At 71.3% G+C, this 25,090-nt stretch carries 25 protein-coding genes; 19 read left to right on the top strand and 6 right to left on the bottom strand.

Going from position 1 to position 25,090, the window contains the following annotated elements:
* Positions 1–152 precede the first annotated feature (152 nt).
* The 4 genes from CLT71_RS05740 to CLT71_RS05725 all read left to right on the top strand — a co-directional run bounded on the left by CLT71_RS05740 (position 153) and on the right by CLT71_RS05725 (position 4,730).
* Complete coding sequence (locus CLT71_RS05740) at positions 153–638, top strand: SRPBCC family protein (protein ID WP_101366187.1); 486 nt, start codon at positions 153–155, stop codon at positions 636–638.
* The gene (locus CLT71_RS05735) at positions 635–1,810 is read left to right on the top strand and encodes a zinc-dependent alcohol dehydrogenase (RefSeq protein ID WP_101366186.1); all 1,176 of its coding nucleotides are present in this window, start codon (positions 635–637) and stop codon (positions 1,808–1,810) included. Before CLT71_RS05740 ends, CLT71_RS05735 begins: the two co-directional genes overlap by 4 nt.
* A 120-nt stretch (positions 1,811–1,930) precedes the next feature.
* The gene (gene ctaD / locus CLT71_RS05730) at positions 1,931–3,952 is read left to right on the top strand and encodes an aa3-type cytochrome oxidase subunit I (RefSeq protein ID WP_101366185.1); all 2,022 of its coding nucleotides are present in this window, start codon (positions 1,931–1,933) and stop codon (positions 3,950–3,952) included.
* A gap of 58 nt (positions 3,953–4,010) precedes the next feature.
* A complete protein-coding gene (locus CLT71_RS05725; RefSeq protein WP_101366184.1) occupies positions 4,011–4,730 on the top strand; it encodes a VOC family protein in 720 nt (239 codons plus the stop codon).
* A 321-nt stretch (positions 4,731–5,051) separates the two neighbouring features.
* On the opposite strand, the gene CLT71_RS05720 is transcribed toward CLT71_RS05725, so the two are convergent.
* Positions 5,052–5,441, bottom strand: a complete 390-nt coding sequence (locus CLT71_RS05720; RefSeq protein ID WP_486483653.1) for a hypothetical protein — start codon at positions 5,439–5,441, stop codon at positions 5,052–5,054.
* Between the two features lie 196 nt (positions 5,442–5,637).
* Entirely contained in the window at positions 5,638–7,107 is a 1,470-nt protein-coding gene (locus CLT71_RS05715; RefSeq protein ID WP_101366182.1) for a M20/M25/M40 family metallo-hydrolase, read from the bottom strand.
* A gap of 188 nt (positions 7,108–7,295) precedes the next feature.
* Between CLT71_RS05715 and CLT71_RS05710 the strand changes: the two genes are divergently transcribed.
* Complete coding sequence (locus CLT71_RS05710; RefSeq protein ID WP_101366181.1) at positions 7,296–8,594, top strand: NAD(P)/FAD-dependent oxidoreductase; 1,299 nt, start codon at positions 7,296–7,298, stop codon at positions 8,592–8,594.
* A 57-nt stretch (positions 8,595–8,651) separates the two neighbouring features.
* Here CLT71_RS05710 and CLT71_RS05705 read toward each other — a convergent pair whose 3' ends face one another.
* Positions 8,652–9,671 carry a DUF2267 domain-containing protein gene (locus CLT71_RS05705; protein WP_101371176.1) on the bottom strand — a complete coding sequence of 340 codons (1,020 nt, stop codon included), beginning with the start codon at positions 9,669–9,671 and terminating at the stop codon, positions 8,652–8,654.
* 316 nt (positions 9,672–9,987) lie between these two features.
* Here CLT71_RS05705 and CLT71_RS05700 point away from each other — a divergent pair, with 316 nt between their 5' ends.
* Complete coding sequence (locus CLT71_RS05700) at positions 9,988–10,299, top strand: hypothetical protein (protein WP_101371175.1); 312 nt, start codon at positions 9,988–9,990, stop codon at positions 10,297–10,299.
* Here the strand turns inward: CLT71_RS05700 and CLT71_RS05695 are convergent.
* The gene (locus CLT71_RS05695; RefSeq protein WP_101366180.1) at positions 10,286–11,140 is read right to left on the bottom strand and encodes an aldo/keto reductase; all 855 of its coding nucleotides are present in this window, start codon (positions 11,138–11,140) and stop codon (positions 10,286–10,288) included. The genes CLT71_RS05700 and CLT71_RS05695 overlap by 14 nt on opposite strands.
* Before the next feature lie 221 nt (positions 11,141–11,361).
* Here CLT71_RS05695 and CLT71_RS05690 point away from each other — a divergent pair, with 221 nt between their 5' ends.
* The 8 genes from CLT71_RS05690 (at position 11,362) to CLT71_RS05655 (ending at position 17,211) form a co-directional block, all read left to right on the top strand.
* A complete protein-coding gene (locus tag CLT71_RS05690) occupies positions 11,362–11,706 on the top strand; it encodes an STAS domain-containing protein (protein WP_101366179.1) in 345 nt (114 codons plus the stop codon).
* A 116-nt stretch (positions 11,707–11,822) separates the two neighbouring features.
* Positions 11,823–12,269 (top strand): response regulator, encoded by a 447-nt coding sequence (locus CLT71_RS05685; RefSeq protein ID WP_199187517.1) that lies wholly within the window; start codon positions 11,823–11,825, stop codon positions 12,267–12,269.
* Between the two features lie 224 nt (positions 12,270–12,493).
* Entirely contained in the window at positions 12,494–13,162 is a 669-nt protein-coding gene (locus CLT71_RS05680) for a DUF4178 domain-containing protein (RefSeq protein WP_101366178.1), read from the top strand.
* Positions 13,163–13,165: 3 nt separating this feature from the next.
* Positions 13,166–13,702 carry a DUF2617 family protein gene (locus CLT71_RS05675; protein WP_101366177.1) on the top strand — a complete coding sequence of 179 codons (537 nt, stop codon included), beginning with the start codon at positions 13,166–13,168 and terminating at the stop codon, positions 13,700–13,702.
* Positions 13,699–14,124 (top strand): DUF4247 domain-containing protein, encoded by a 426-nt coding sequence (locus tag CLT71_RS05670; protein ID WP_101366176.1) that lies wholly within the window; start codon positions 13,699–13,701, stop codon positions 14,122–14,124. The genes CLT71_RS05675 and CLT71_RS05670 overlap by 4 nt, the downstream gene beginning before the upstream one ends.
* Positions 14,125–14,204: 80 nt before the next feature.
* Entirely contained in the window at positions 14,205–14,627 is a 423-nt protein-coding gene (locus CLT71_RS05665) for a DUF350 domain-containing protein (RefSeq protein WP_101371173.1), read from the top strand.
* Positions 14,627–15,529 (top strand): hypothetical protein, encoded by a 903-nt coding sequence (locus CLT71_RS05660; protein WP_101366175.1) that lies wholly within the window; start codon positions 14,627–14,629, stop codon positions 15,527–15,529. The genes CLT71_RS05665 and CLT71_RS05660 overlap by 1 nt, the downstream gene beginning before the upstream one ends.
* Positions 15,526–17,211: a polyamine aminopropyltransferase gene (locus CLT71_RS05655; RefSeq protein ID WP_101366174.1), complete on the top strand. Its 1,686-nt coding sequence runs from the start codon at positions 15,526–15,528 to the stop codon at positions 17,209–17,211. Before CLT71_RS05660 ends, CLT71_RS05655 begins: the two co-directional genes overlap by 4 nt.
* Before the next feature lie 19 nt (positions 17,212–17,230).
* Here CLT71_RS05655 and CLT71_RS05650 read toward each other — a convergent pair whose 3' ends face one another.
* A complete protein-coding gene (locus CLT71_RS05650) occupies positions 17,231–18,109 on the bottom strand; it encodes a hypothetical protein (protein ID WP_101366173.1) in 879 nt (292 codons plus the stop codon).
* 373 nt (positions 18,110–18,482) lie between these two features.
* Here CLT71_RS05650 and CLT71_RS05645 point away from each other — a divergent pair, with 373 nt between their 5' ends.
* Positions 18,483–19,430, top strand: a complete 948-nt coding sequence (locus CLT71_RS05645; RefSeq protein ID WP_486483073.1) for an endonuclease/exonuclease/phosphatase family protein — start codon at positions 18,483–18,485, stop codon at positions 19,428–19,430.
* A 15-nt stretch (positions 19,431–19,445) separates the two neighbouring features.
* Here the strand turns inward: CLT71_RS05645 and CLT71_RS05640 are convergent, their stop codons facing one another.
* A complete protein-coding gene (locus tag CLT71_RS05640; RefSeq protein WP_101366171.1) occupies positions 19,446–19,868 on the bottom strand; it encodes an OsmC family protein in 423 nt (140 codons plus the stop codon).
* A gap of 319 nt (positions 19,869–20,187) precedes the next feature.
* Between CLT71_RS05640 and kdpF the strand changes: the two genes are divergently transcribed.
* The 4 genes from kdpF to CLT71_RS05615 are packed head-to-tail and all read left to right on the top strand — an operon-like array spanning position 20,188 to position 25,084.
* Positions 20,188–20,277: a K(+)-transporting ATPase subunit F gene (kdpF, locus tag CLT71_RS05630; protein ID WP_101366169.1), complete on the top strand. Its 90-nt coding sequence runs from the start codon at positions 20,188–20,190 to the stop codon at positions 20,275–20,277.
* Complete coding sequence (gene kdpA, locus CLT71_RS05625) at positions 20,278–21,933, top strand: potassium-transporting ATPase subunit KdpA (RefSeq protein WP_101366168.1); 1,656 nt, start codon at positions 20,278–20,280, stop codon at positions 21,931–21,933.
* Positions 21,934–21,974: 41 nt separating this feature from the next.
* Positions 21,975–24,179, top strand: coding sequence for a potassium-transporting ATPase subunit KdpB (gene kdpB, locus CLT71_RS05620; RefSeq protein ID WP_101366167.1), 2,205 nt, complete (start codon positions 21,975–21,977; stop codon positions 24,177–24,179).
* Complete coding sequence (locus tag CLT71_RS05615; RefSeq protein ID WP_101366166.1) at positions 24,179–25,084, top strand: potassium-transporting ATPase subunit C; 906 nt, start codon at positions 24,179–24,181, stop codon at positions 25,082–25,084. The genes kdpB and CLT71_RS05615 overlap by 1 nt, the downstream gene beginning before the upstream one ends.
* Positions 25,085–25,090: the final 6 nt, after the last annotated feature.

Here is a 25,090-nt window from a genome sequence, read left to right as displayed (position 1 = left end):
CCACTGAGCCTGTCCGGCCCTGACGTCGGGTCGGACGAAGTATCCCGGATCATCCGTGCGCCATGCGTCCGTTGTGAGATGGTTTGCCCAGTGGGGCCCGCTCTTTCACCGCGACGTCCCGCGTCAGCATTCGACGTCGACGGGGGCGGCAGATGAGGTTGCTGGTCACAGGGGCGGCAATCGTCGCCGGTGGGCTGTTCGCCCGACGGCTTCTCGGTCGCTCCGGTGGCGGCGGTCGGCAGTGGCCGCAGCGCCTGGTCAGCCGCCGGAAACCGCGCTGGCACGTCGCCACGGTCAACCGCCCGGTGCACGAGATCGGCGCGGGCCAACTGCCCGAGCCGTTGACCGGGCTCGGCGACGCGGTGGAGATCCAGCTCCGGCCGGCATCCGGCGACCGGGGGACCGAGATCGCGGTGCGACTCAGGGACGGCGCCACACTTCCGGTCGCCGCGGCCGTGCGCCGGGCGGTGGGCCGGGACCCCGAGCAGGCGATCCGGGCGGCACTGCGGGAGGCGAAGCAGCTCATCGAGACCAGCGAGGTGCTGCACCCCGACCATCCGCCGACCACCGAGACGACCCCGCTGAACCGGCCACTTCAGATGGCGACCCGACATGGACGCCGGGAGGGCCGGCTGTGAAGGCGCTGGTGTGGGAAGGGGCCAACGAACTCGCCGTACGGCAGGTGCCGGATCCGCAGATCCGCAACGACCAGGACGCGATCGTACGGGTGCGCCGCACCGTCACCTGCGGGTCCGACCTGCACCTGCTCGGCGGGTACGTGCCGTTCATGGAGCGCGGTGACGTCATCGGGCACGAGTTCCTCGGCGAGATCGTCGAGATCGGTTCGCAGGTCAGTAAGCACCGGGTCGGCGACCGGGTGGTGGTCTGCTCCTTCGTCTCCTGCGGCAGGTGCTGGTACTGCCAGCAGCAGCAGTACTCGCTCTGCGACAACGGCAACACCAACCCGGCGATCACCGAGAACGTCTGGGGCTTCGCGCCCGGCGGCTGTTACGGGTACTCGCACGCGCTCGGCGGCTTCGCCGGCAGCCACGCCGAGTACATCCGGGTGCCCTACGCCGACCAGGGCGCCTTCACCGTCCCTGAGGAGGTCAGCGACGAGCGGGCCGTCTTCGCCTCCGACTCGGCGCCGACCGGCTGGATGGGTGCCGACCTCGGTGGCGTACGACCGGGCGACGTCGTGGCGATCTGGGGCGCCGGGGCGGTCGGCCAGATGGCGGCCCGCGCCGCCACCCTGCTCGGCGCCGACCGGGTCATCGTCATCGACCGGCTCGACGACCGGCTGGAGATGGCGCGGCGGCACCTCGGCGTCGAGACGCTCGACTACGAGCGGCAGGACATCGGCGGTGAACTGCTGGAACGCAGCGGCGGCCGGGGTCCGGACGTCTGCATCGAGGCGGTCGGGATGGAGTCGCACGCCGGCGGGCCGCAGCTCTGGTACGACCAGGTCAAGCAACAGCTGCGGATCGAGACGGACCGCCCGGTGGCGGCCCGGGAGGCGATCTACCACTGCCGCAAGGGTGGCAGCGTCTTCGTGTTGGGCGTCTTCGCCGGCATGGTGGACAAGTTTCCGCTCGGTGCGCTGATGAACAAGGGGCTGACCCTGCGCGGCGCGCAGCAGCACGGCCAGCGGTACATCCCGATGCTGCTGGACCGGATGGCCCGGGGCGAGCTGGTCACCGAGCACCTGGCGACGCACCGGATGCCGTTGGACGAGGCGCCGCGCGGTTACGACATGTTCAAACAGAAGCTCGACGGTTGTGTACGGGTCGTCTTCGAGCCCGCCGGCTGAGCCGCCGATGGCCTACCGGCCGAGCTGCCCGGGATCGGCCGTCAGCACCTCGGTACGCCGGGCTGCGGCTCCGGCGCCACCCCCGCCCTGCCACTGCGTTCTTCGATGGGATGAGCCGCGATGCGGAAACGGGTAACCACCGAACCCGGACAGGACCCCGGGCGGCTGATCCTGGCCCCCGCGCGCTCGGGCGGATATCCCGGGCCGGTCCGGGAGATTGTGCGGGGCAACCGACTCCTCCGGCTGCTGGGCACCACCGACGCCAAGCAGATCGGGCTGCTCTACCTCACCACGTCGTTCTTCTTCTTCCTGGTGGCGGGGATCGAGGCGATGCTGATGCGGGCCGAGCTGGCCCGGCCGGGGATGCAGTTCCTCTCCCCGGAGCAGTACAACCAGCTCTTCACCTCGCACGGCACGATCATGATGCTGCTCTTCGCCACCCCGCTGGCGTTCGCCTTCGGCAACTATCTGGTGCCGTTGCAGATCGGCGCCCCGGACGTGTCGTTCCCCCGGCTGAACGCGCTGGCGTACTGGCTCTACCTGTTCGGCGGGCTGGTGGTGCTCGGCGCCTTCATCTCACCCAACGGCGGTCCCGACTTCGGCTGGACGGCGTACCCGACGCTGAGCCTCTATCAGCACACCCCGGGAGTCGGTGGCAACCTCTGGGTGGTCGGCCTGGTGATCTCCGGCCTGGGCACCATCCTCGGCGCGGTCAACCTGATCACCACCACCCTGACCCTGCGGGCGCCGGGCATGACGATGTTCCGGATGCCGCTGTTCACCTGGGCGATGCTGATCACCGCGCTGATGGTGATCGTCGTCTTCCCGCTGCTGGCGGCGACCCTGATGGCCCTGCTCGCCGACCGGGTGGTCGGGGCGCACGTCTACGCCGCCGACCACAACGGCCCGATCCTCTTCCAGCACCTGTTCTGGTATTTCGGCCATCCCGAGGTCTACATCGTGGCGCTGCCGTTCTTCGGCATCATCAGCGAGATCATCCCGGTCTTCAGCCGCAAGCCGCTCTTCGGCTACAAGACGATGGTGCTCGCCCTGGTCGTCATCTTCCTCTACTCGATGACGGTCTGGGCGCACCACATGTTCGCCACCGGCCAGGTGCTGCTGCCGTTCTTCTCCGCGTTCACGTTCATCATCGCCGTACCGACCGGGATCAAGTTCTTCAACTGGATCGGCACGATGTGGAAGGGGCAGCTGACCTTCGAGACGCCGATGCTCTTCTCGATCGGGTTCCTGGTCACGTTCCTCTTCGGCGGGTTGACGGGTGTGTTGCTGGCCAGCCCGCCTGTGGACTTCCACACCACCGACACCTACTTCGTGGTCGGGCACTTCCACTACGTACTGTTCGGCACGATCGTCTTCGCCGCCTTCGCCGGGGTGTACTTCTGGTTCCCGAAGATGACCGGCCGGCTCCTCGACGAGCGCCTCGGCCGGGTGCACTTCTGGACCATGTTCGTCGGCTTCCACGTGACGTTCCTGGTGCACCACTGGCTCGGCAACGAGGGGATGCCCCGCCGGTACGCCGACTACCTGCCCACGGACGGCTTCACGACGCTGCACACCATCTCGACCATCGGCTCGTTCATCCTCGGCGCCTCCACGCTCTTCTTCATCTACAACGTGTGGAAGTCGTGGCGGTTCGGCCGGATGGTCTCCGTCGACGACCCGTGGGGCTTCGGCAACAGCCTGGAATGGGCCACCACCTGCCCACCCCCACTGCGCAACTTCGACCGGATGCCGCAGATCCGTTCGGAGCGGCCCGCCTTCGACGCCAAGTACGGCCCGCTCGTCGCCGACCTCGGCCGGGACCTGCCGCAACGGGCTGCCGAGCCACCGCAGACGATCCGGGACGAGATGCACCGCGACCGTACGACGCCCGAACCGCCGATGGTGGAGGGTGCCCAGCGGGCCCGGGAGACGGTCGGGCACTACCCACCGGAGGAGTCCGGCGCCCGGCCGGTGGAGGTACCCGATCCGGAGCACGTCCGCCGGCCGAGCTTCGAACACACCGAGGAGGCGACCGAGAACCCGTTCGACGCCAAGCGCACCGGGCCGAGTCCGAGACGGTGGCGGGACCCGGGCGGCGACGAGGCGGGTGACGACGAGCGCGACGGGGAGGATCGGTAGTGGTTTTGTCGTACCCGGCGGACAGGATGCGGGCGACGACGAGACCAGGGAGTGGATCATGATTGGAAAGCTGGAGATGGTGGTGCTCGACGCGGCCGACATCGATAGTCTTGCCACGTTCTACCAGCGCCTCGCCGGGTGGCAGCGGTCGAAGGTCGAGGACGGCTGGATCACGCTCGACACGCCCGATGGCTGGCAGATCGGCCTGCAACTGGCTCCGGACCACCAGCCGCCGAGCTGGCCCGGTCAGGACCGGCCGCAGCAGGCCCATCTCGACCTGCGGGTGCCCGACCTCGACGCCGCCCTGGACCGGGCCGTGGGCCTCGGCGGGACCCCGCTGGCCAAGAACGAGGCGTGGTACACCGTGGCCGACCCGGCCGGGCACCCCTTCGACCTCTGCCTCAAGGCAGACAACCCCGACACCACCCTGATGGGCGTGATGCTGGACTGCCCCGACGCCAAGGTGCTCAGCGCCTTCTACGCCGAGCTTCTCGGCAAGCCGGTGACCTACGAGGGCGACGGCATGGCGATGATCGGCGACGACGGCGAGCAGCCCGTGCTGTTCCAGCAGGTGGCCGACTACAGCGCGCCGAGCTGGCCGGATCCGGCACACCCGCAGCAGTTCCACCTCGACGTGATCGTCGAGGACTTCGACGTCGCCGAGCCTGCGGCGCTCGCCCTGGGCGCGACCCGGCAGCCGGGGGGCGACAGGACGTTCCGGGTCTACACCGACCCGGCCGGCAAGCCGTTCTGCCTGACCTGCCCCGAAGCGTCGTAGCCGTCCCCGAGTGCGGTGACCGCCGCGCCACGCGACCAGGCGTGGCGCGGCGAGCCCTGCGCGGCGTGGTGAGTCCCGCGTGGTGCGGCGAACACCGCGCGGTGCGGTGAGTCCCGCGTGACGCGGTCAGTCCCGCGTCGTCCGGCGAACACCGCGCGGTGCGGCGAGGCCCGCCGGCTGCGACCGTAACCGGCGGTTCCAGAGCCCTGGCCAGTCTTTCGGGTACGACGCGGCGCTCCAGCCCGCCCGTCGACCGGGTCACCGGGTTGGCGCGGGTCAGCGCAAGCGCGCGGCCAGCCGCCCGGTGACCTGCGGGCAGGCTCAGCCGTCCGGGGTGAACAGGCCCTGGATCCCGACGATGATCGCGATGATGCCGAAGATCGCGAGTAGCAGCCCGACCCCGGTCGCCGCGGTGTCGGTGTCGGTGTTGGTGCGTGGCGCCTGCCGTCCGGTCAGCCGGTCCCAGAGCAGGGCGAGGCCGACGCCGATCCCCACCACCTCGAAGTGGAACGGACGCGGCCCCGAGACGAGGTGCACGATGAGGTAGTAGCCGCCCGCCACCAGCGCGACGATCCCGACGACCCAGCCGAACGGCGCGACCCGGCCGGCGAAGCGCCCGAGGTCGTCGCCGACCCGGGGTAGCCGGCGCAGAAGTGCGACGGCGAGCAGGAACCCGCCGAGGATGTTGGCGAGGTCGAGCAGCAAGGCCATGATCACGAACGGTCTCCTCCACCCACGTCACGGACGCGAACTCACGCATGTCGATCAAGAGCATAGTGAGGTCCGGCCCGTCCCGCCCGGTGGCCAGAGCGCTCCGGGCGGGACTGGTGACGACGGATCGTTCGCGAGCCCGGCATGCCGGTGCCGTATGCGGCTGCCGGGGTGTAGTCAGCTGCTGGGGGTGTAGTCAGCTGCCGGGGCGGGGGAACGCGACCGGGCTGCGGTGCCCGGCGCGGTCGACGGCACGTACGCCGAAGAAGACGTTGTCCTTCGACAGGTCGATGGTGGTCGTGGTGACGTCACCGACCGGGATCACATGGGTCCACTCCGGGGCGGTGGTCTCCCGCCACACGATCTCGTAACCGGCCAGGTCCGGCTCGGTGCCCCGGGTCCAGCGCAGCTCGGTGTCGTTCGTCAGGTTCGTGGTGACGATGGTGACGCCCTTCGGCGTACCGGGGGCCTGGGCGAGGGACCAGAGCGCCGCCGCGTTCACCCTGGCGACCCGGGTGATGTACTCGAAGTCGCAGAACTCCGGCAGGTCGCCGTACTGCTTGCCGTCGACCACCCGGACGTCCTGGTGCTGGTGCGCGAAGTCCTCGTTCGGCTCGGTGAACCGGCCGGCCGGGTAGCCCTGCTCCAGGAAGGAGATGTGGTCGCTGCCGCGCAGGTAGCGGTCCCGTCGGTAGATGACCCGGATCCGCATCCCGGTGCTGTCGTTGTCCGCCACGTCGCTGACGTACCGGGCGAGTTGCCGGCTCGGCGAGTCGTTCTCGCCGCCGACGGAGCGCCGGGTGTTCGCCTCGGCCGGCGTCTCGGCGGTCGGCACGCCCTCGGCGAAGAGCCGGAGCGTACGCCGGTCCCGGGTGCCGTCGTCCGCCGTCGAACTGCCGACGATGTCGTCGCTGAACATGCCCTGCACGTCGGCGCCGGCCGCCTTGTACTGCCGGGCCATGTATCCGGAACCGTAGAGCCCCTGCTCCTCCCCGGCCACCGCGGCGAAGACGATCGTGGCCTCGCTGCGCCGGGTCGCCATCACCCGGGCGAGTTCCATCGCCACCGCCACTCCGGAGGCGTCGTCGTCGGCGCCCGGCGCGTCGCTCGTCGCGTCCATCACGTCGCTGCACCGCGAGTCGTAGTGGCCGGTGACGACGTAGATCCGGTCCGGCGAGGTCTCGCCGCGCAGCGTGGCGACGACGTTCGTGATCCGGGTCGGCACCGGGATCCGGGAGGCCGGCTCCTGGACGTACGACTGGAGTTCCACGGTCATCCGTCCACCGGAACGGGCGGCGTAACCCCGCATCTGCTGGTAGATCCAGTCGCGGGCGGCCCCGATGCCCCGTGTCGGATCGTCCTGGCTGGAGAGGGTGTGCCGGGTACCGAATTCGGCGAGCCGGCGGACGATCGCCTCGATCCGCCGCTGGTCGATCTCGCGGAGCAGCTCCCGCAGCTCCCGATCGGGGGACTGGGGCCGGATCGGCCGGCCCGGCCCGGACGGGCCGCCGCCGGTGGTGGCGGAGGCGGTCGAGCCGGCGGCGGTCGAGCCGGTGGCGAGCGGTGCGGCGACCGTGGCGGCGGCCGCGGTGACGGTGGCGGCGGACAGGAACGTACGGCGGCTCGGCTTCGTGGGCCGATCGCCTCGGGAGTCCTGGGATGTCATGCCAGGCATCGTCATCAATGCGAACCGGGCCTGTCAACGGGCATGATCGTCCTCCCCCTCCCGTTCCCCACCGCCCACTGCGGTGTAAGGAAGGGCCCCCGCATATCGTTTTTTGTATATGCGGGGGCCCTTCCTTACACCCGTGAGTGGCGGGTTTGGGCGGGCCGTGTCCGGGAACGGGCGTTCTCATGACCAAACCGCGCGTTGTGATCGTCGGGGCCGGGTTCGCCGGCTACCACGCGGCGAAGAGCCTGGCCAGGATCGCCAACGGCCGGGCCGAGATCGCGCTGCTGAACCCGACCGACTTCTTCCTCTACCTCCCGTTGCTGCCCGAGGTCGCGGCCGGAATCCTGGAGCCGAGCCGGGTTTCGGTCTCGCTCGCCGGCACGCTGGACGGGGTCCGGGTGGTGATCGGCGAGGCGCGGCACATCGACCTGGCGGCGAAGCGGGTCGACTACACCGGTGCCGAGGGCGACCCCGGGCAGCTCGACTACGACCGGTTGATCATCTCGGTCGGCAGCGTCAACAAGCTGCTGCCGATTCCCGGCGTCACCGAGCACGCGCACGGGTTCCGGGGTCTGCCCGAGGCGCTCTACCTGCACGATCACGTGGTCAGCCAGGTCGAGTTGGCCGAGGCGACCGACGACCCGGCGGAGCGGGACGCCCGGAGCACCTTCGTGGTGGTCGGCGCCGGCTACACGGGTACCGAGGTGGCCGCGCACGGTCAGCTCTTCACCGACGCGCTGGCCGCCCAGCATCCCCGGCTCGGCGTACGGCCGCGCTGGATGCTGCTCGACCTCGCCGAGCGGGTACTGCCGGAACTCGACCAGCGGATGTCCGAGACCGCCCGCCGGGTGCTCGACTCCCGGGGCGTGGACGTGCGCATGGGCACCACGGTCTCCGAGGCGACTGCCGACGGGGTACGGCTCAGCGACGGCGAGTACGTCCCGACCCGCTCTCTGATCTGGTGCGTCGGCGTGCGCCCCGATCCACTCGTCGCCGACCTCGGACTGCCCACCGAGAAGGGGCGGCTGGTGGTCGACGAGTTCCTCAACGTGCCCGGCTTCCCGGACGTGTACGCCTGCGGGGACGCCGCCGCCGTACCCGACCTGACCCGGCCGGGTGAGGTGACGGCGATGACCGCCCAGCACGCCCAGCGGCAGGGGAAACTGGCCGCGCACAATGTCGCCGCCTCGTACGGGCAGGGCAAGCGGCGGCCGTACCGGCATCACGACCTCGGTTTCGTGGTGGACCTCGGCGGTACCGACGCGGCCGCGAACCCGGTGCACGTACCGCTGTCCGGGCTGCCCGCCAAGGCGGTGACCCGGGGCTACCACCTGATCGCGATGCCGGCGAACCGGGCCCGGGTCAGCGCCGACTGGCTGTTGGACGCGGCTTTCACCCGCCAGGCGATCCAGCTCGGCCTGGTGCCGGCCCACGCCGTACCACTGGAGAGCGCCTCCCCGGAGCTACCGGCCCGCCGCTGACGCACGCTACCGACGCACGGTGCCTACGCGCCGAAGCCCGACACCCCCTGACTCAGCTCAGGGACCGAAGCGTGGTCCCCGGGGCCGCTCCGGCGGTGCGGCCATCCCGGCGCCTACCTCGTCGATGGCGTCGTCGATCTGGTGCGCGAGCGTCACGTCCAGCGCGGTGACCGCGTCCAGCGAACGGGTCCGCACGGTGAGCACCGCCGACTGCGGCGACTCGCGGCCGATCGTCGGTCCCCGCCCGGTCTCCGGCCGCAGCCGGGCCAGCCGGCCCAGCACCCGGTCCAGGTTCTCCGGCGGCAGTTCGATGCTGCGGGTCAGCCCTCGCCGGTCGCCGGACCAGTAGGGAAGGGTCGCCAGCGCGTCCCGGAGTTCGTCGTCGGTGAGTGCTGCGGTGGCACCGGCCGGGTCGACCAGTCCGCCGCCGGCCGGTGGCGGACCGAGCAACTCCCGCAACTCCGGCGGCAGGTTCAGCGAGTCGAGCAGTCCGTCGTCCCGTGCGGCGAGCGCGCTCAGGGTCGCCTGCGCCTGGTATCGGGCCTGTTCCGGGCTGCGATGCGTCAGCCGGGCCACCTCGTCGAGGAATCCCGCGAGGTCGCGGTGCCGGTCACCGGTGGCCGTCGAGCCGTCGTCGTGCAACTGGTTCGGTACGGCGTCGAGCAGCCGCTGCCGGTCGGCGTTGTCCAGCGCCCGTGCCAGCGTCGCCACGGTGGCTCCGGCGGCGGCGCGGGCCTGCTCGAAGTCGACGCCGGCCCGGCGCCCGATGTCGGTGACCAGATCCCGGTACGCGATCACCGGAAGCTCGGCGGTGGTCGTGCCGACCATCCCGTCGGGGATCGGCATGGGACGCTCGGCGGGTGCCGGCGGTGGAGTCGTCGGACCGCCGCGCTCGGTGCTCGGCTTGCGCGCACCGGCCGGTGCCGGACCGTCCCGACGGCTCCGGTCGAGGCTGCTGAGCTGCCTGTCCGCACCGAAGGTCGCGCCGACCTCGCTCGGCCGCCGGCCCCGCTGTCGGGCCTGCCGAGCCAGGGTACGTCGCCGCTGGTTGTCGCCCTCCATCTGCTTCCCGCTCATGCCGTTCTCCTCGCTGCGCTCGTCGTCGTGAGCCCGGCCCGTACGGTGCGTACCGGCGGGGTCCACCTCGGCTCGCTCCGCGTCCCGCCACCAGCGCATCGGGCCGGTCACGGCCGACCCGTTCGGGCCGGTCAGGCCGATCCGTCACGCGCGGCGGCGCGATCAACTGCCTTCCCGACCGGGCATCGACGAAACGCGCCCGGATCCGGGGCCGGCCCCCGAGCAACTCACCCGGTCCGGGTGAAGCCTCCTCACCCGCCCGGCATCGATGATCGGTTGGGTCCTGGGAACGCCAGGTACCGCCGAGGAGGCCACCGTGAAGAGGATCGTCGAGATCGTCCCCGCCCGGCCCGGTTGGTACGCCCGCTGGCGGCTCGCCCCGGACACCACCCGTTGCTACCCGGTGTCGCTCTGGGCGCTGCTGGAAGAGACCGACGAGGGCGGCCGCGAGGTGATCGGGCTGGACGCCGTCGGCCAGTGGCCCGGCTCCGAGCAGAACGAGACGGGCGGCGAGTTCGTCCGCTACCTCTTCCAACCGCCCGACAGCGGGGCGCCGGAGGACGCGGCCCGGCCGGACGAGTTGGGCATCGAGCCGACCCGTCAGCCGGCCCGACTCAAGGCCGTCTGACCTCGAGCGGTACGGGTCCGTCGGGCGCCGGGAAGGCCCGGTCGAGTTCGGCGAGATCCTCCTCGGTGAGGGTCAGCTCCACGGCGGCCCGGTGCTCACGGACCTGATCCGGGCTGGTCGCCTCCGTCACCGTGCAGAGCCCCTGCTGCCGCAGCAGCCAGGCCAGTCCCACCTGACCCGGGGTGGCGCCGTGCCGCCGTGCCACCCGGGCCGGTACCGGATGATCGAGCAGCCGCCCCCGCTCCAGCGGCGAGTACGCCATCACCGGCAGGCCGGCGGCGCGGCAGCGGGGGAGAAGATCCCACTCCGCCTCCCGACGCAGGAGGTTGTAGGGGATCTGGTCGGCCTCCACTGCGGTACCGCCCGGGATGGCGGCCAGTTCCACCACGTCCGGTACGTCGAAGTCGGTCACGCCCCAGTGCCGGATCAGCCCCTGCGTGATGAGGCTGGTGAACGCCTCGACCGTCTCCGGCAGCGGCACGTCGCCGCGCTGGTGCAGCAGATACAGGTCGATCCGGTCGGTGCCGAGCCGCTCCAGGCTGCGGGCGCAGGCATCGGCGGTCCCGGTGCGGCCAGCGTGTTCCGGGGAGACCTTGCTGACCAGGAAGACCTCCTCGCGCCGGTTGCCGAGCGCCTCCCGGACCAGTTCCTCCACGGCGCCGTCGGCGTACGCCTCGGCGGTGTCGATCACGGTGAGGCCGGCGTCCACCCCGGCGCGGAGGGCGGCGATCTCGTCGTCCCGCCGCCGTGGGTCCTCGGCCATTCCCCGGGTGCCCTGAGCGAGCGCGGAAATCGTCTCACCGGAGGGGAGTGTGACCGTGGGGACGCTCCGATCCGCCATGCCGTCGCCCCCTCCTGACCAGGCCTTCTCCTGCCGCCTGCCGGTGCGCGCCTTCCCCCGGCCGGGCGGGGCAAACCGCGCTCGCGGGCCGGTCGGCGGGGGACACGCCTGCCGGGTCACCGCACCGGTAGCCTCTGGCACACCGGTCCTCGAAGTAGATCTAGTCGATGCGTATACTTGTCTGACTGCAAGTATCGGCTGCTGAGCGTACGGAGGCGGGTGTGGTTTTCTCCGTCAGGCATGTGGTGCACCCCAAGCTGGTGCGCCTTCACCTGGGGGGCGAACTGGACATAACCACCGCGCCGGGGCTCAGCGCGGAGATCGACCAGTTGGTCGACGACGGGCACCGCCGCCTCCTCGTCGACCTCGCGGAACTCACGTTCTGCGACTCCAGCGGTCTGGCGGCGTTCGTTCGAGGGGACGACCGGGCGGGTGCCCAGGGCGGCTGGCTCAGGTTGACCGGTGCCACGGGGCGGGTCGAGCGGGTGCTGCAGATCAGCGGCCTGGACGACTTGCTCCGTTATGACCAGGAACAGCATGGCCCGGCCGCATTGCGTGACCGTTGATCGGCTAGAGTTCGCACGCCGCGTCGACGGTGAGACAGCCGTCGGCGACCAGACCACAGGCTCGTGACCCGGGCCACCGCCCCCAACAGATCCCCACGACCAGAGACAGGTGTGCTGTGGACGCAGCCGAGTCGAGCCCCGTACGCATTCTGGTCGTCGACGACGACCCGGGCGACGTCCTGATGATCGAGGAGGCGTTGGCCAGCTCCGAGGTGCCGAAGTCGATCGACGTGGTGAGCGACGGCCAGGAGGCGATGGAGTTCCTGTACCAGGAGGGGCGGCACCAGGACGCGCTCCGGCCGGACATGATCCTGCTGGACCTGAACATGCCCAGGATGGACGGTCGGCAGGTGCTCAACAAGGTGAAGAGCGACGACAACCTGCGGACGATACCGATCGTGGTGTTGACCACGTCCAACGCCGACACGGACATCCTCGGCAGCTACAACCTGCGGGCCAACGCCTACGTCACCAAGCCGATCGACCTCGACGACTTCAACGACGTCATCCGCCGGATCGACGAGTTCTTCGGGCAGATCGTGGTGCTGCCGAAACACCGCTGAGTAGTGGCGATGCCGAAACACCGCTGAGCAGTGGTGTTGTCGTCGAAACGTCGCTGACCAACCACACAGCGCGGTCGCCCGGAACGGGGCCAGGCCGGCGACCCGGACAGGGCCGTCCGGTGGTCTGCGTCCCGCCTACCGGCCATCTTTCGATCATGCACTACCGACGGCGTGCGTGGCCTTGTTACCGTCGTCGGCCAGCGGGATCGAGAGGAGCACGGGCGTTGGACGGGGCAACGGCGTACCTGGTTGCGGCGGCGGGTCTGCTGATCGCGGCGGCGGGCGTACTGGTGGCGGTGGTCGCGCTGCGTACCGCCCGGAAGCGGGCCGAGCGGCCGGCCGGAACACAGGTACGCGATCCGTTCCGCAGCGTCGACGACGACGCCGACGCGCTGCGCGGCGATCCGCGTACCCTCAAGCCCGGCGACCTGGTGGAGATCCGGCACACCTCGTACGGGGTGCGCGGCACGCTCCGGTTCCGGGAGGGCGCCTGGAGCTGGACGGAGCACCTGCTCGACGACGCGCACGGCGCCAAGGTCTGGCTCTCGGTCGAGGAGGACCCGGACCTGGAACTGGTGCTCTGGACCGAGCTGTCGGGCGCCGACGTCATCCCCGGCCCGGCCGAGCTGGAGGTCGCCGGCCGGCGGTACCGGCGGGACGAGTCGGGACGGGCCACCTTCACCTCGACGGGCAGCACCGGGCTCGACCCGACCGGCACGGTCCGCTACCACGACTACGTCGCCGCCGACGGCGCCGCGCTCTCCTTCGAGGCGTACGGCGACAGCGAGCGCTGGGAGGTCGGCACGGGTGAGCGGCTGCATCGGGCCGAGGTGCTGATCTATCCACAGGCGACGGGTGGCGCCGACGATCCGGCGACGGGGCGGATCGGCTGAGCGATGCTGGTCACCCTGCACACGGCGTACGAGGACACCACCGCAGCCGAGTTGAGTCTCGCGCTGGACACGCCGGAACAACCCGCACTGCACCTGCTCGACCTCGGTCCGCTGGCAGAGCTGGGCCATCCCGGCACCAGGCTCCAGCTCCGGCTGCTCGGCGCCTCCCACCAGGTGGTGCTGGAGGGTTCCGGTGCCGGCCTGATCGAGACCGTGGCATGCCTGCCCGGTAGACGCCCCGAACTACCGTCGACGCTTGCCGATCCGGCCACCGGTTACCGGTTCACCGCCCGGGTGCGGCGGTTGGCGGCGGCGGAGATGTCGGCTCGGGCGGCCCAACTGCGGCGGGACCTCGCCGACGACCCGTACGCCCTGGTCGGGGTCTTTCCGGGCGGGCCGGACGCGATAACCGCGCTGCGGGTGTCGCGCCGTACGGACCCGGGTGGTGGCGGGACGGGCGGAATCGGTTGGCACACCTGGCATGCGTACCCGCAGAGCGGGGAACTGGTCGAGACGGAAACGGTGGTGACGGCGGTATGAAGTACCGCAGGTGGTTCGTGGTCGGTGGCGCGTTCGCCCTGGTCGGCGCCCTGATCGCTGGCTTTGCCATCTTCTACGGCAACTTCTTCCCGCGCGGCTACGTGCAGGACCGGTACACCCGGGCGGCGGCTCAGGACATCGGCCGGGACGCGACCGCGTACCGCTCGGACAAGTCGCCGAGCGTGGTCGCCGACGAGATCACCGGGGCGTGGCGGCCCGCCGACCAGTACGTCGACTCCAGCGGCGTCTACCTCCGTTACGACGAGGACTCGGTGGTGATCCTGCCGCTGGCCGGCGGCTCGCTGATCCTGTTGGAGCGCCTGGTCACCGCCTATCCCCGCTACTCCAGTACGGTCGGCCACGCCTGGGGCTGGGGGCGCGGCAGTTCGGTCCGGGGTGGCGGCCCCGGCGCCGGCAAGTAACCCCCGACGGCTTCCGCCCACTGACTATCTTCCAACTGCTATCTCTCACCCCCTTTCTCATCCCTCCGGAGCCTGATGTGTTGACGACCCTCGCCACCGACATGCTGGCCACCCTCGCCTACGGGGTGGTCGGGCTCGTGCTGATGGCGGTCGGCTACGTGGTGGTCGACCTGGCCACCCCGGGCCGGCTGCACGACCTGATCTGGGCCGACCGCAACCGCAACGCCGCACTGCTGCTCGCCTCCAACCTGGTCGGGGTGGGCATCGTCGTCACCACCGCGATCGTGGTCAGCCACGACGACTTCGTCGAAGGGCTCGTGAGCACAGCCGCGTACGGGCTGCTCGGTCTGCTGATCATGGGCGGAGCCTTCCTCCTGCTCGACCTGGTCACCCCGGGACGGCTGGGCGAGATCCTGGTCGACCCGCAGCCGCACCCGGCGGTCTGGGTGTCGGCGGTGGTGCACCTGGCGAGCGGGGCCGTCGTCGCGGCCGCTATCAGCTGATGGCCGCCCGCGGAAAGGGCGGCGGCGCAAAGGGCAGCGGTGCGACGGGCGGCGGCGGGCAGAGTGGGAACGCTCGCTGGATCGCCGCCGGGCGGGCGAAGGCCGCGGAGAAGACCGCGAACCGGCTCAAGGTCACCCTGGCCGGCGTCGTGTGTCTGCTCATCGTGGGAGCCATCGTCGTCGCGGTGCTGAGTCCCAGCGACGACAGCACCCGGGTGCCGCCGCCCGAGCTCGCGGCGCGGGCCGACACCGTCACGCTGCTCCGGCAGGCGCACACGACGCAGCAGATCTGTTACGGCTGGCGGCTGCGCAGCGGTGGGGCGTCGTTCGGCGACCCACCGGTCAGCATCGGCTCCAGTCTCGGTGACAACGTGCCGGTGGACAGCGATCCCGCCCGCTGTCCCCGCTGGGTGGAGATCGACGCGTCGATCAGGTACACCTCGGCGAGCAGCGAGTCGAGCGACAGTGCCTGGTACCAGGTGACCAGCTCCGCCGACCTGGCCCACATCGACTTCGACCGGGGTCTGCAGCGACTCGGTGTCGACTCGGACCAGTTCATCGACGATCCGGGGCGGGCGATCTGCCAGGCCGCAACCTTCCTGCCGCTGCTGGTCTCGGAGGCCGGTGCAGGCTCGGCGACCAGGGCGGCGCCGCCGGCCACGGCCGATGCGGCACCAGCACAGCTGCCCGATCCCGGTAACGACTTCTGGCGCGACCGCTGGGCCTTCATGCTCGGCGCCGCCGGGCTCTTCCTGCTCACCGCCCTCTTCCTGGCGATCGGCGTCTTCGAGCGCCGGCACCAGAGGCAGAAGTCGGTCGGATCCGCCGCGGGCCGCAGCCTGACTGCCGACCTTGTGGTCGCCCCGGGGAACGGCCGCGGCGGCAGCGGTCGCCGACGATGAGCTCGACCCGGACCGATCCGCTGCCGCAGGCGAACCCGGCAGGTGCCGATCCGCCGCCCCAGGCCGACTCCGCGGGTGCCGGTCCGCCGCCGCGAGCCGACTCCGCAGGTACCGGGTCGAGTGGCCCGGCGGACCGGCCACGGCGGCGGGCGGCCCGGGCCGGGGTGCTCGGCGCGGTCTTCGTCTGCGCCGCCTGCGGCCTGGTCTACGAACTGGCCCTGGTGGCGCTCGGCAGCTACCTGATCGGGGACACCGTCGGCCAGGCGTCGATCGTGCTCGGCGTGATGGTCTTCGCGATGGGGATCGGAGCGCTGCTCGCCAAGCCGTTCCAGAACCGGGCCGCCGCCGCGTTCGCGGTCGTCGAACTCGCCCTCGCGCTCTTCGGTGGGCTCTCGGTGCTCGGCCTCTACGCCGCCTTCGCCTGGCTCGACCTCTACGCTCCGGCGCTGGTCGGCACCGCCCTGCTGCTCGGGCTGCTGATCGGGGCGGAGATTCCGCTGCTGATGGTGCTCCTGCAGCGGATCCGGGAACAGTCCGCCGGCAGCGCCGTCGCCGACCTCTTCGCCGCCGACTACGTCGGCGCGCTGCTCGGCGGCCTCGCCTTCCCGTTCCTGCTGATGCCCTTCTTCGGCCAGCTCCGCGGGGTGCTCGTGGTCGGGGTGGTGAACGCGCTGGCCGGGCTCGCGCTGGTCGGCACCGTGTTCCGGCGCGAGCTGACCGCCCGGGTCCGGCTCGCGCTGACCGCCGGCACCGTCGCGGTCGGCCTGATCCTCGGGTACGCCTACCTGACCGCCGCCGACTTCGAGGTGACCGCCCGCCAGCAGCTCTTCCGGGATCCGGTGGTGCACGCCGAGCGCAGCAGATACCAGGAGATCGTGCTGACCCGTTCGGTGCCACTGGTCGCGCAGGGCGTCACCGACCTGCGGCTCTATCTCAACGGGGACCTCCAGTTCAGCTCGGTCGACGAGTACCGCTACCACGAGGCGCTGGTGCACCCGGTGCTGACCGGCACCCGGCGTTCGGTACTGGTGCTCGGTGGCGGCGACGGGCTGGCGGTACGGGAGCTGCTGCGCTATCCCGACGTCGACTCGGTGACACTTGTGGAGCTGGATCCGGCGGTGGTTCGGCTGGCCCGGACCGAGCCGCAACTGCGGACGCTGAACGGGGACGCCTTCGCCGACCCCCGGGTCCGGATCGTTCACGCCGACGCCTTCGCCTGGCTGCGCACCCAGCCGGACCGGTTCGACGCGGTGGTGGTGGACCTGCCGGACCCGGACGAGACGGCGACCGCGAAGCTCTACTCGGTGGAGTTCTACTCGCTGGTCCGGGCGGTGGTCGCCGAGCGGGGCCGGGTGGTGGTGCAGGCGGGTTCGCCGTACTTCGCGCCCCGGTCGTACTGGTGCGTGGCGGCGTCGCTGCGGGAGGCCGGGTTCACCACGGCGCCGTACCACGTGGACGTGCCCTCGTTCGGCGACTGGGGGTTCCTGCTCGCCGCCCCGGGGTCGACGGCTCCGGCGCTGGGGCTGCCGGCCGACGTACCCCGGTTGCGCTATCTGGACTCCGGCACGCTGCGGGCCGCCACGAACTTCCCGCCGGACCGGCAGCGGTTGGAGTTGCCGCCGTCGACCCTGCTGCACCCACGGGTGCTGGAGTACGCCCGTGCGGAGTGGCGCCGCTACTGACCGCCGCCCGGCGTACCGCTCAGACCAGTGCGCCGACCACAGTGCCGGCCCGCACCTCGTGCTGGGCGTACGCGTCGGGGAACGCGGAGATCTGTACCGCCTGCGCGGCGGCGGCCACGCTCATCTCCTGCCAGCCGGGGATCTGGAGCAGGGCGGCGTAGAACCGCTCCGCCGCGTACGCCGGGCGCATCAGGTTCGCCACGGTGCCCCAGCCGGAGCTGGGTCGCTGCTGGAACAGTCCGACGGAGTCGTGGTCGTAGCCGACGCCCTGGTTCGGCAGGTTCAGCGACTCCGGCAGTGCTCCGCTGGCCAGGTTGTAGAGGTTGCTCTCCTGCATGGCGGTGGCGATCGCGACCACCAGTCCCCGGCGCGGGACCTCCATCTTCACGCCCACCTGCACGATGGTGTGCGCGTTGTCCATCTGCGTCTGGGTGAGCCCGGCGACCGGGGTCGGCCGGGTGGGCTTCTTGCTGACCCGGGCGACCTTGGTCCGGGCCACCGATGGCCGGGTGGTCGGCGTGGCGGCGGGGGTGGGGGTCGGCGCGACGCTCGGCGCGAGGGTCGGGGTCGGCGCGGGAGCCCGTTCGGTGGCCCGGGAGGCGGGCTGCCGTTCGGCGCTGGCGGCGCGCTCGGCGAGCAGGTTGGCCGGGGCCGGGGCGGCCGGGCCGGTCCCGGTCTGCGACTCGACGAAGACCACGGCGCCGAGGCAGCAGGCCACCGCGGCGGCCGAGCCGACCCGGAACCGGGGTGACGAAAGCAGTGTCCGGGTGCGGCGCAGCCGGCCCGGCGGGTCGGCCCGATGGCGGCCGGTTACCTGGTCGGCGGAGGCGATATCAGCCGAACGGTCAGCCTGCGCTTCGTTGTCCTGTCCACGATCAATCTGTTCCCTGTGAGGCACCCGCCGAGGTTAGGTAAAGCCGAGCTGAATGGGATCGGCCAGAACAGTGGTCTGCGCCACAGTTTTGCCTGGTCAACCGGGCACTCGTCGGCAGCCGGGCCGGGATCGGCGGGACCGGACAGGTCTGGCATGTCCGTCTTGCCGTGCGGGCGGTGCCGGGCGGGTACGCTTCGCCGTCGTCGCCAGGGTCGGCGTCCAAGATCGCCCGGTTCGGTCGTTCGGTCCAGTTCGGCTGGCCCGGTCGGGCCCGCCGGGGACTGGTCCGAAAGGTCGAACCGGCGCCATCCGCTCGGGCAGGGCCGCCCTTTCCCGAGTCGGCGGCGCCATCCGATCCTCGGTCCGCGACCGCGCCGGCTCCGATACGATGCTCTCGGTGGCGGAGAGCAAGATCAAGCCGGCGGACGGCTGGCCGGCTGGGCGGGGGCGGCGCCGCGGCACGCTGATCCTTGGCGCGGCCGCCCTACTGACCGCGCTGATGGCGGGCCACCGGCTGATCCCGAACGTGCGTGGCCTGGGCAGCCTGGTGGACAGCGGGGCGCCCTTCCTCGGTCTCGGCGTTCCGCTGCTGATCCTCGCCGCCGCACTGCGCCGGTCCCGGGTCGCGCTCGCCGCCGCGCTGGTGCCGGCCGTGCTCTGGGCGGCGCTCTTCGGCACCGCATGGCTGCCCCACGGCGGTGGCGGGTCGGTCCGGCTGCGGGTGGCCAGCCAGAACCTGCGGGCCGGCAACCCCGACCCGGCGGGCACGGTGAGCAGCCTCGCCGACACCGAGGCCGACCTGATCGGGTTGCAGGAGATCTCCGGCGACACCCGCATTCCGGTTTCGGAGGTGCTCACCGAGCGGTACCCGTACCGGGCGGCCGTCTCGACCGTCGCGCTCTGGAGCAGGTACCCGATCCGTGAGGACGTCGGCGTCGACACCGGGCTGGCCTGGACCCGGGCGCTGCGGGCGGTGGTCGCCGCGCCCGGCGGCGACGTGGTCGTCTACGTCGTCCACCTTGGCTCGGCCCGGGCCGGGGACACCGGCACCCGGGACCGTACCGTGGCGGCGCTGGCCACCCGGATCAGGCAGGACCCGGCCGAGCGGTTGATCGTGCTCGGCGACCTGAACACCGCCACCACCGACCGCATGATCGAACCGCTCACCGAACTGCTCAAGGACGCCCAGGCCGACGCCGGGAGGGGACCCGGCTTCACCTGGCCGGCCGCCCTGCCGGTGGCCCGGCCCGATCACGTGCTCTACCGGGGGCTCACCGCGGCGTACGCCCGGGTCGTCCGTACCCCGGCCAGCGACCACCGGGCGGTGACCGCCGGCTTCCGGTAGGGCCGCGGAGCGTCGTCAGCGCTGGCCGGGCTCGGCCGGGCCGACGGTGAGGGTGTGCCGGCCGCCGTCGCTGGAGAACGGCCAGAGCCGGTCGGCGTACCGGGCCAGGTCGGTGAGCTGGTCCCGGTTCAGCCCGACGGAGGCGATGCTGGCCCGCACGTCGGCCCGGTAGAGCCCGTCGGCGTCCCGGGCGAGCCGCGCCTGGGCGCGGACCTGGACGGTGTGCGCCTCGTCGGTGATCCCGGTGGCCGCCTCGACCGCCGCGTGGTGCAGGCAGGAGGCGAACGCCGCCGCGAGCAACTGTTCGGGGGCGAGCCCGGTGCAGTGCGGTGCCAACGGCGAGGCCAGGGTGGTCGAGAGTTCACCGTCGTCGGTACGCAGCCGACCCCCCTCGGCCGTCGCGGTGGCCTCGTGCACCCAGGCTTCCGATTCCGCCATCCCGCACCCCCCGTGTGGTCCCCCGGCCGGGCTACCCGGCAGGGGAGCCGGGAAACCCGCAGCCAGCCACCGCCGGACTTCAAGATCCGCCACGCGCTGGGCGTCAAGATCATGTCAAGAAGGGGCTCGGCCGCGTAGCCGAAGTGTCAGAACCGGCCCCCGGTACCCCGCCTCCGCGTTTACCTGGATCGGGCGGTCGAGAACGGTCGCCTGGACGCGCGTGCTGGAGAGGACGTTCGGTGATCGACGTCGTGTTCGTGATGCTGACGCTGGGGCTCTTCGCGGCTCTCGGCCTGCTCGCCCGGGCGGTGGAGCGGCTGTGAGCGCAGTCAATCTCATCGGCCTGGTGCTCTCGGCCGGGCTGGCCGTCTTCCTGTTGTTCGCCCTCCTGTTCCCGGAGCGTTTCTAGATGAGTACGACGACCGCGGGCATCATCCTCGTCGCCGCGCTCGCCGTGGTGCTGGTGGCGGTACACAAGCCCTTCGGTGACTACCTGTACCGGGTGGTAGCCGGGACCCGGCACTCCCGGGTGGAGCGGGGCATCTTCCGGCTGATCGGTGTCGACGCCAGGGCCGAGCAGTCCTGGGGCACGTACGCCCGCAGCGTACTGGCGTTCTCGCTGGTCTCCCTGCTCTTCCTCTACGCCTTCCTGCGCCTGCAGGACAAGCTCTGGCTCTCCCTCGGCCTGGACGCGGTACCGGACCACATCGCCTGGAACACCGCGGTCAGCTTCGTGACGAACACGAACTGGCAGGCGTACTCGGGTGAGTCGACCATGGGCCACCTGGTGCAGATGGCCGGGCTGGCGGTGCAGAACTTCGTCTCCGCCGCGGTGGGCGTGGCGGTGGCGGTGGCCCTGGTCCGGGGCTTCGCCCGCAGCCGGACCGACCAACTCGGCAACTTCTGGGTCGACCTGATCCGGGTCACCCTGCGGGTGCTGCTGCCGATCGCGGTACTCGGCACCGTCGTGCTGATGATCGGCGGGGTGGTGCAGAACCTCTCCGGTGGCACCGACGTGACAACGGTGACCGGCGGCACCCAGACCATCACCGGCGGCCCGGTCGCCTCGCAAGAGGTGATCAAGGAACTCGGCACCAACGGGGGTGGCTTCTACAACGCCAACAGCGCGCACCCGTTCGAGAACCCGGCCACCTGGACCAACTGGGTCGAGATGCTGCTGATCCTGGTGATCCCGTTCAGCCTGCCCCGGGTCTTCGGCCGGATGGTCGGGCAGGTCCGGCAGGGCTACGCGATCGTCGCGGTGATGGCGATCCTGGCGATCGTCAGCATCACCCTGACCAACGTCTTCGAGCTGACCGGCGGCGGTACGGTGCCGCAGGCGGTCGGGGCGGCGATGGAGGGCAAGGAGGCCCGGTTCGGGGTCTCCAACTCGGCGACCTTCGCCGCGGTCACCACGCTCACCTCGACCGGTGCGGTCAACTCGTTCCACGACTCGTTCACCCCGCTCGGCGGGATGATGCCGCTGGTCAACATGATGCTGGGCGAGGTGGCGCCGGGCGGGGTCGGCGCCGGCCTGTACGGCATGCTGATCCTCGCCGTGATCACGGTCTTCGTGGCCGGCCTGATGGTGGGGCGCACCCCGGAGTACGTCGGCAAGAAGATCGGCGCACGGGAGATCAAGTTTGCCTCGCTCTACTTCCTGACCACTCCGATGCTGGTGCTGGTCGGCACGGCGGCGGCCTTCGCCACCGGCAACAACGCGACAGCGCTGAACGTCGGCCCGCACGCCCTGTCCGAGGTGCTCTACGCCTTCACCTCGGCGAGCAACAACAACGGCTCGGCGTTCGCCGGCATCACGGTCAACACCCCGTGGTGGGACACCGCGCTGGGGCTCTGCATGCTGCTCGGCCGGTTCCTGCCGATCATCTTCGTGCTCGGCCTGGCCGGCGCGCTGGCCAGGCAGAAGCCGGTACCGGCCTCGGCGGGAACGCTGCCGACGCACCGGCCGCTCTTCGTCGGGATGCTCACCGGCGTGACGCTGATCCTGGTGGCGCTGACCTTCCTGCCGGCGCTGGCGCTCGGCCCGCTGGCCGAGGGGTTGTGAGTCCGGTGACATTCCGCAACGACATGATGAGGAAAGGGAAGATGACTGTCAGCCCGGTGGTACCCGCCCCCTCCGGTGGGCTGCCGTCCTCCGGCCCCACGAGCGGTGGCCGGATCGGTGGAGGGCTGTTGGATCCCCGGCAGCTGGTCCGCTCGCTGCCGGACGCGGTCCGCAAGCTCAACCCGGTGACGCTGTGGCGCAACCCGGTGATGTTGATCGTGGAGGTCGGCGCGGTCTTCACCACCGCGCTGGCCATCGCCGACCCGACCGGGTTCGCCTGGGCGATCACCGTCTGGCTCTGGCTGACCGTGATCTTCGCCAACCTGGCCGAGGCGGTCGCCGAGGGTCGGGGCAAGGCACAGGCCGCGACGCTGCGGCAGGCCAAGCGGGACACCGTCGCGACCCGGCTCACCGGCTGGTCGCCCGGTACCAGTCCGGGTGCCTACCGGGACGAGGCGGTGGCCGCCACCGAACTGCGGCACGGCGACATCGTGCTGGTCGAGGCCGGACAGATCATTCCCGGTGACGGTGACGTGGTCGAGGGGATCGCCAGTGTGGACGAGTCGGCGATCACCGGCGAGTCCGCTCCGGTGATCCGGGAGTCCGGCGGCGACCGCAGCGCGGTGACCGGCGGCACGAAGGTGCTCTCCGACCGGATCGTCGTACGCATCACCCAGCAGCCGGGGCAGAGCTTCATCGACCGGATGATTGCCCTGGTGGAGGGGGCGAACCGGCAGAAGACCCCGAACGAGATCGCCCTGAACATCCTGCTCGCGGCGCTCACCGTCATCTTCCTGATGGCGGTGGTGACACTCCAGCCGCTGGCGATCTTCTCGAAGGCCTTCCAGGGGGCGGCGCCGGACACCGCGGCGATCAACGCCGACGGGGTCACCGGCATCGTGCTGGTCTCCCTGCTGGTCTGCCTGATCCCCACCACTATCGGCGCGCTGCTCTCCGCGATCGGCATCGCCGGGATGGACCGCCTCGTCCAGCGCAACGTGCTGGCGATGAGCGGCCGGGCGGTCGAGGCCGCCGGTGACGTAAACACGCTGCTGCTGGACAAGACCGGCACCATCACCCTCGGCAACCGGCAGGCGGCGGAGTTCGTCCCGGTCGACGGGGTCACCGCCGAGCAGGTGGCGGACGCGGCCCAGCTCTCCAGTCTGGCCGACGAGACCCCGGAGGGGCGCTCGGTGGTGGTGTTGGCGAAGAACGCGTACGGGCTGCGGGAGCGGGAACCGGGGCTGATCCCGCACGCCACCTTCGTACCCTTCACCGCGCAGACCCGGATGTCAGGTGTCGACCTCACCCCGGACAGTACCGTCGACGGTGGAGCCAGCGGCCCGGCCCGGCGGGTACGCAAGGGCGCGGCCGCAGCCGTGATGAAGTGGGTACGCGACAACGGCGGACACCCGACCGACCAGGTGGGGGAGATCGTCGACGGGATCAGCGGCGGTGGCGGTACCCCACTTGTGGTGGCCGAGCACGTCGACGGCGAACCCGCCCGCGCCCTCGGGGTGATCCACCTCAAGGACGTGGTCAAGTCCGGCATGCGGGAGCGGTTCGACGAGATGCGCCGGATGGGCATCCGGACCGTGATGATCACCGGTGACAACCCGCGTACCGCGAAGGCGATCGCGGACGAGGCAGGCGTCGACGACTTCCTCGCCGAGGCCACCCCGGAGGACAAGCTCGCGCTGATCAAGCGGGAGCAGGAGGGCGGCCGGCTGGTCGCGATGACCGGCGACGGCACCAACGACGCGCCGGCACTGGCCCAGGCCGACGTCGGGGTGGCGATGAACACCGGCACCACGGCGGCGAAAGAGGCCGGCAACATGGTCGACCTCGACTCCGACCCGACCAAGCTGATCGAGGTCGTGGAGATCGGCAAGCAGTTGCTGATCACCCGGGGGGCGTTGACGACCTTCTCGATCGCCAACGACATCGCCAAGTACTTCGCGATCATCCCGGCGATGTTCGCCGGGATCTATCCCAGCCTGGACACCCTGAACATCATGCGGCTGGCCAGCCCGTCCTCCGCGATCCTGGCCGCGGTGGTCTTCAACGCGATCATCATCGTGCTGCTTATCCCGCTCGCCCTGCGCGGCGTCCGCTACCGCCCCAGCAGCGCCAGCAGGCTGCTGACCCGCAACCTGTGGGTCTACGGCCTCGGCGGCGTCGTCGCACCGTTCGTCGGCATCAAACTCCTCGACCTCCTCATCTCGCTCATCCCAGGGATCTCGTGATGCGCCTACCCACCTGGCTCGCCCAACACCTGGCCGCGTTCCGGGCCGTGCTGGTCTGCACCGCACTGCTCGGCCTGGCCTACCCACTGGTCATGGTCGCGGTCGGCCAGCTACCCGGCCTGCACGACCGGGCCGAGGGCTCGCTGGTCCGCGACGCGGACGGCACCGTCGTCGGCAGCGCGCTGCTCGGCCAGTCCTTCACCGACCCGGACGGCAACCCCGTACCGCGCTACTTCCAGCCCCGCCCGTCGGCGGCCGGCGACGGCTACGACCCGACCTCCAGCGGCGCCAGCAACCTGGGGCCGGAGAGCGTCGAGGACACCCTTCCGGTGCCCGGCGCGGTCGACGAGGAGGGAAAACCCGACGAGGGTACCCAGAGCCTGCTCACCCAGGTCTGCACCCGCAGCCGGGCGGCGGGCGAACTCGACGGCGTCGACGGCCGGCGACCGTTCTGCACCCCGGACGGGGTGGGTGCGGTGCTGCGGGTCTTCCACCGCGACGGGCTGACCGGCCCGGTGACCCGGGCGGTGAGCGTCAACCAGGCCTGCCCGGCCACCCCGTTCGTCGCCACCCACGGCGGGGTCGCGGTCGAGTGCGCGGTCCCCGGGCAGGACTACTCCGGTGGAGTGATCACCCCGATCCGGGGCGACGCTCCCGCCGAGCCGGCGGTACCCGCCGACGCGGTCACCGCCAGCGGCAGCGGCCTCGACCCGCACATCAGCCCGGCGTACGCGGCGATCCAGGTGGCCCGGGTCGCCCGGGAGCGGCACACCACCCCGGAGCAGGTACGCCGGCTGGTCGACGAGCACACCGACGGGCGGGGGCTCGGCTTCCTCGGCGAGCCCCGGGTCAACGTGCTGGAGCTCAACCTCGCCCTCGACCGCGAGTTGCCGGCCGGCGGCTGATCGGCA

The sequence above is a fragment of the Plantactinospora sp. CNZ320 genome, assembly GCF_002846275.1.
The sequence above is the reverse complement of the archived record's forward strand: the minus strand, read 5'-3'. Positions and strand labels throughout refer to the sequence as shown.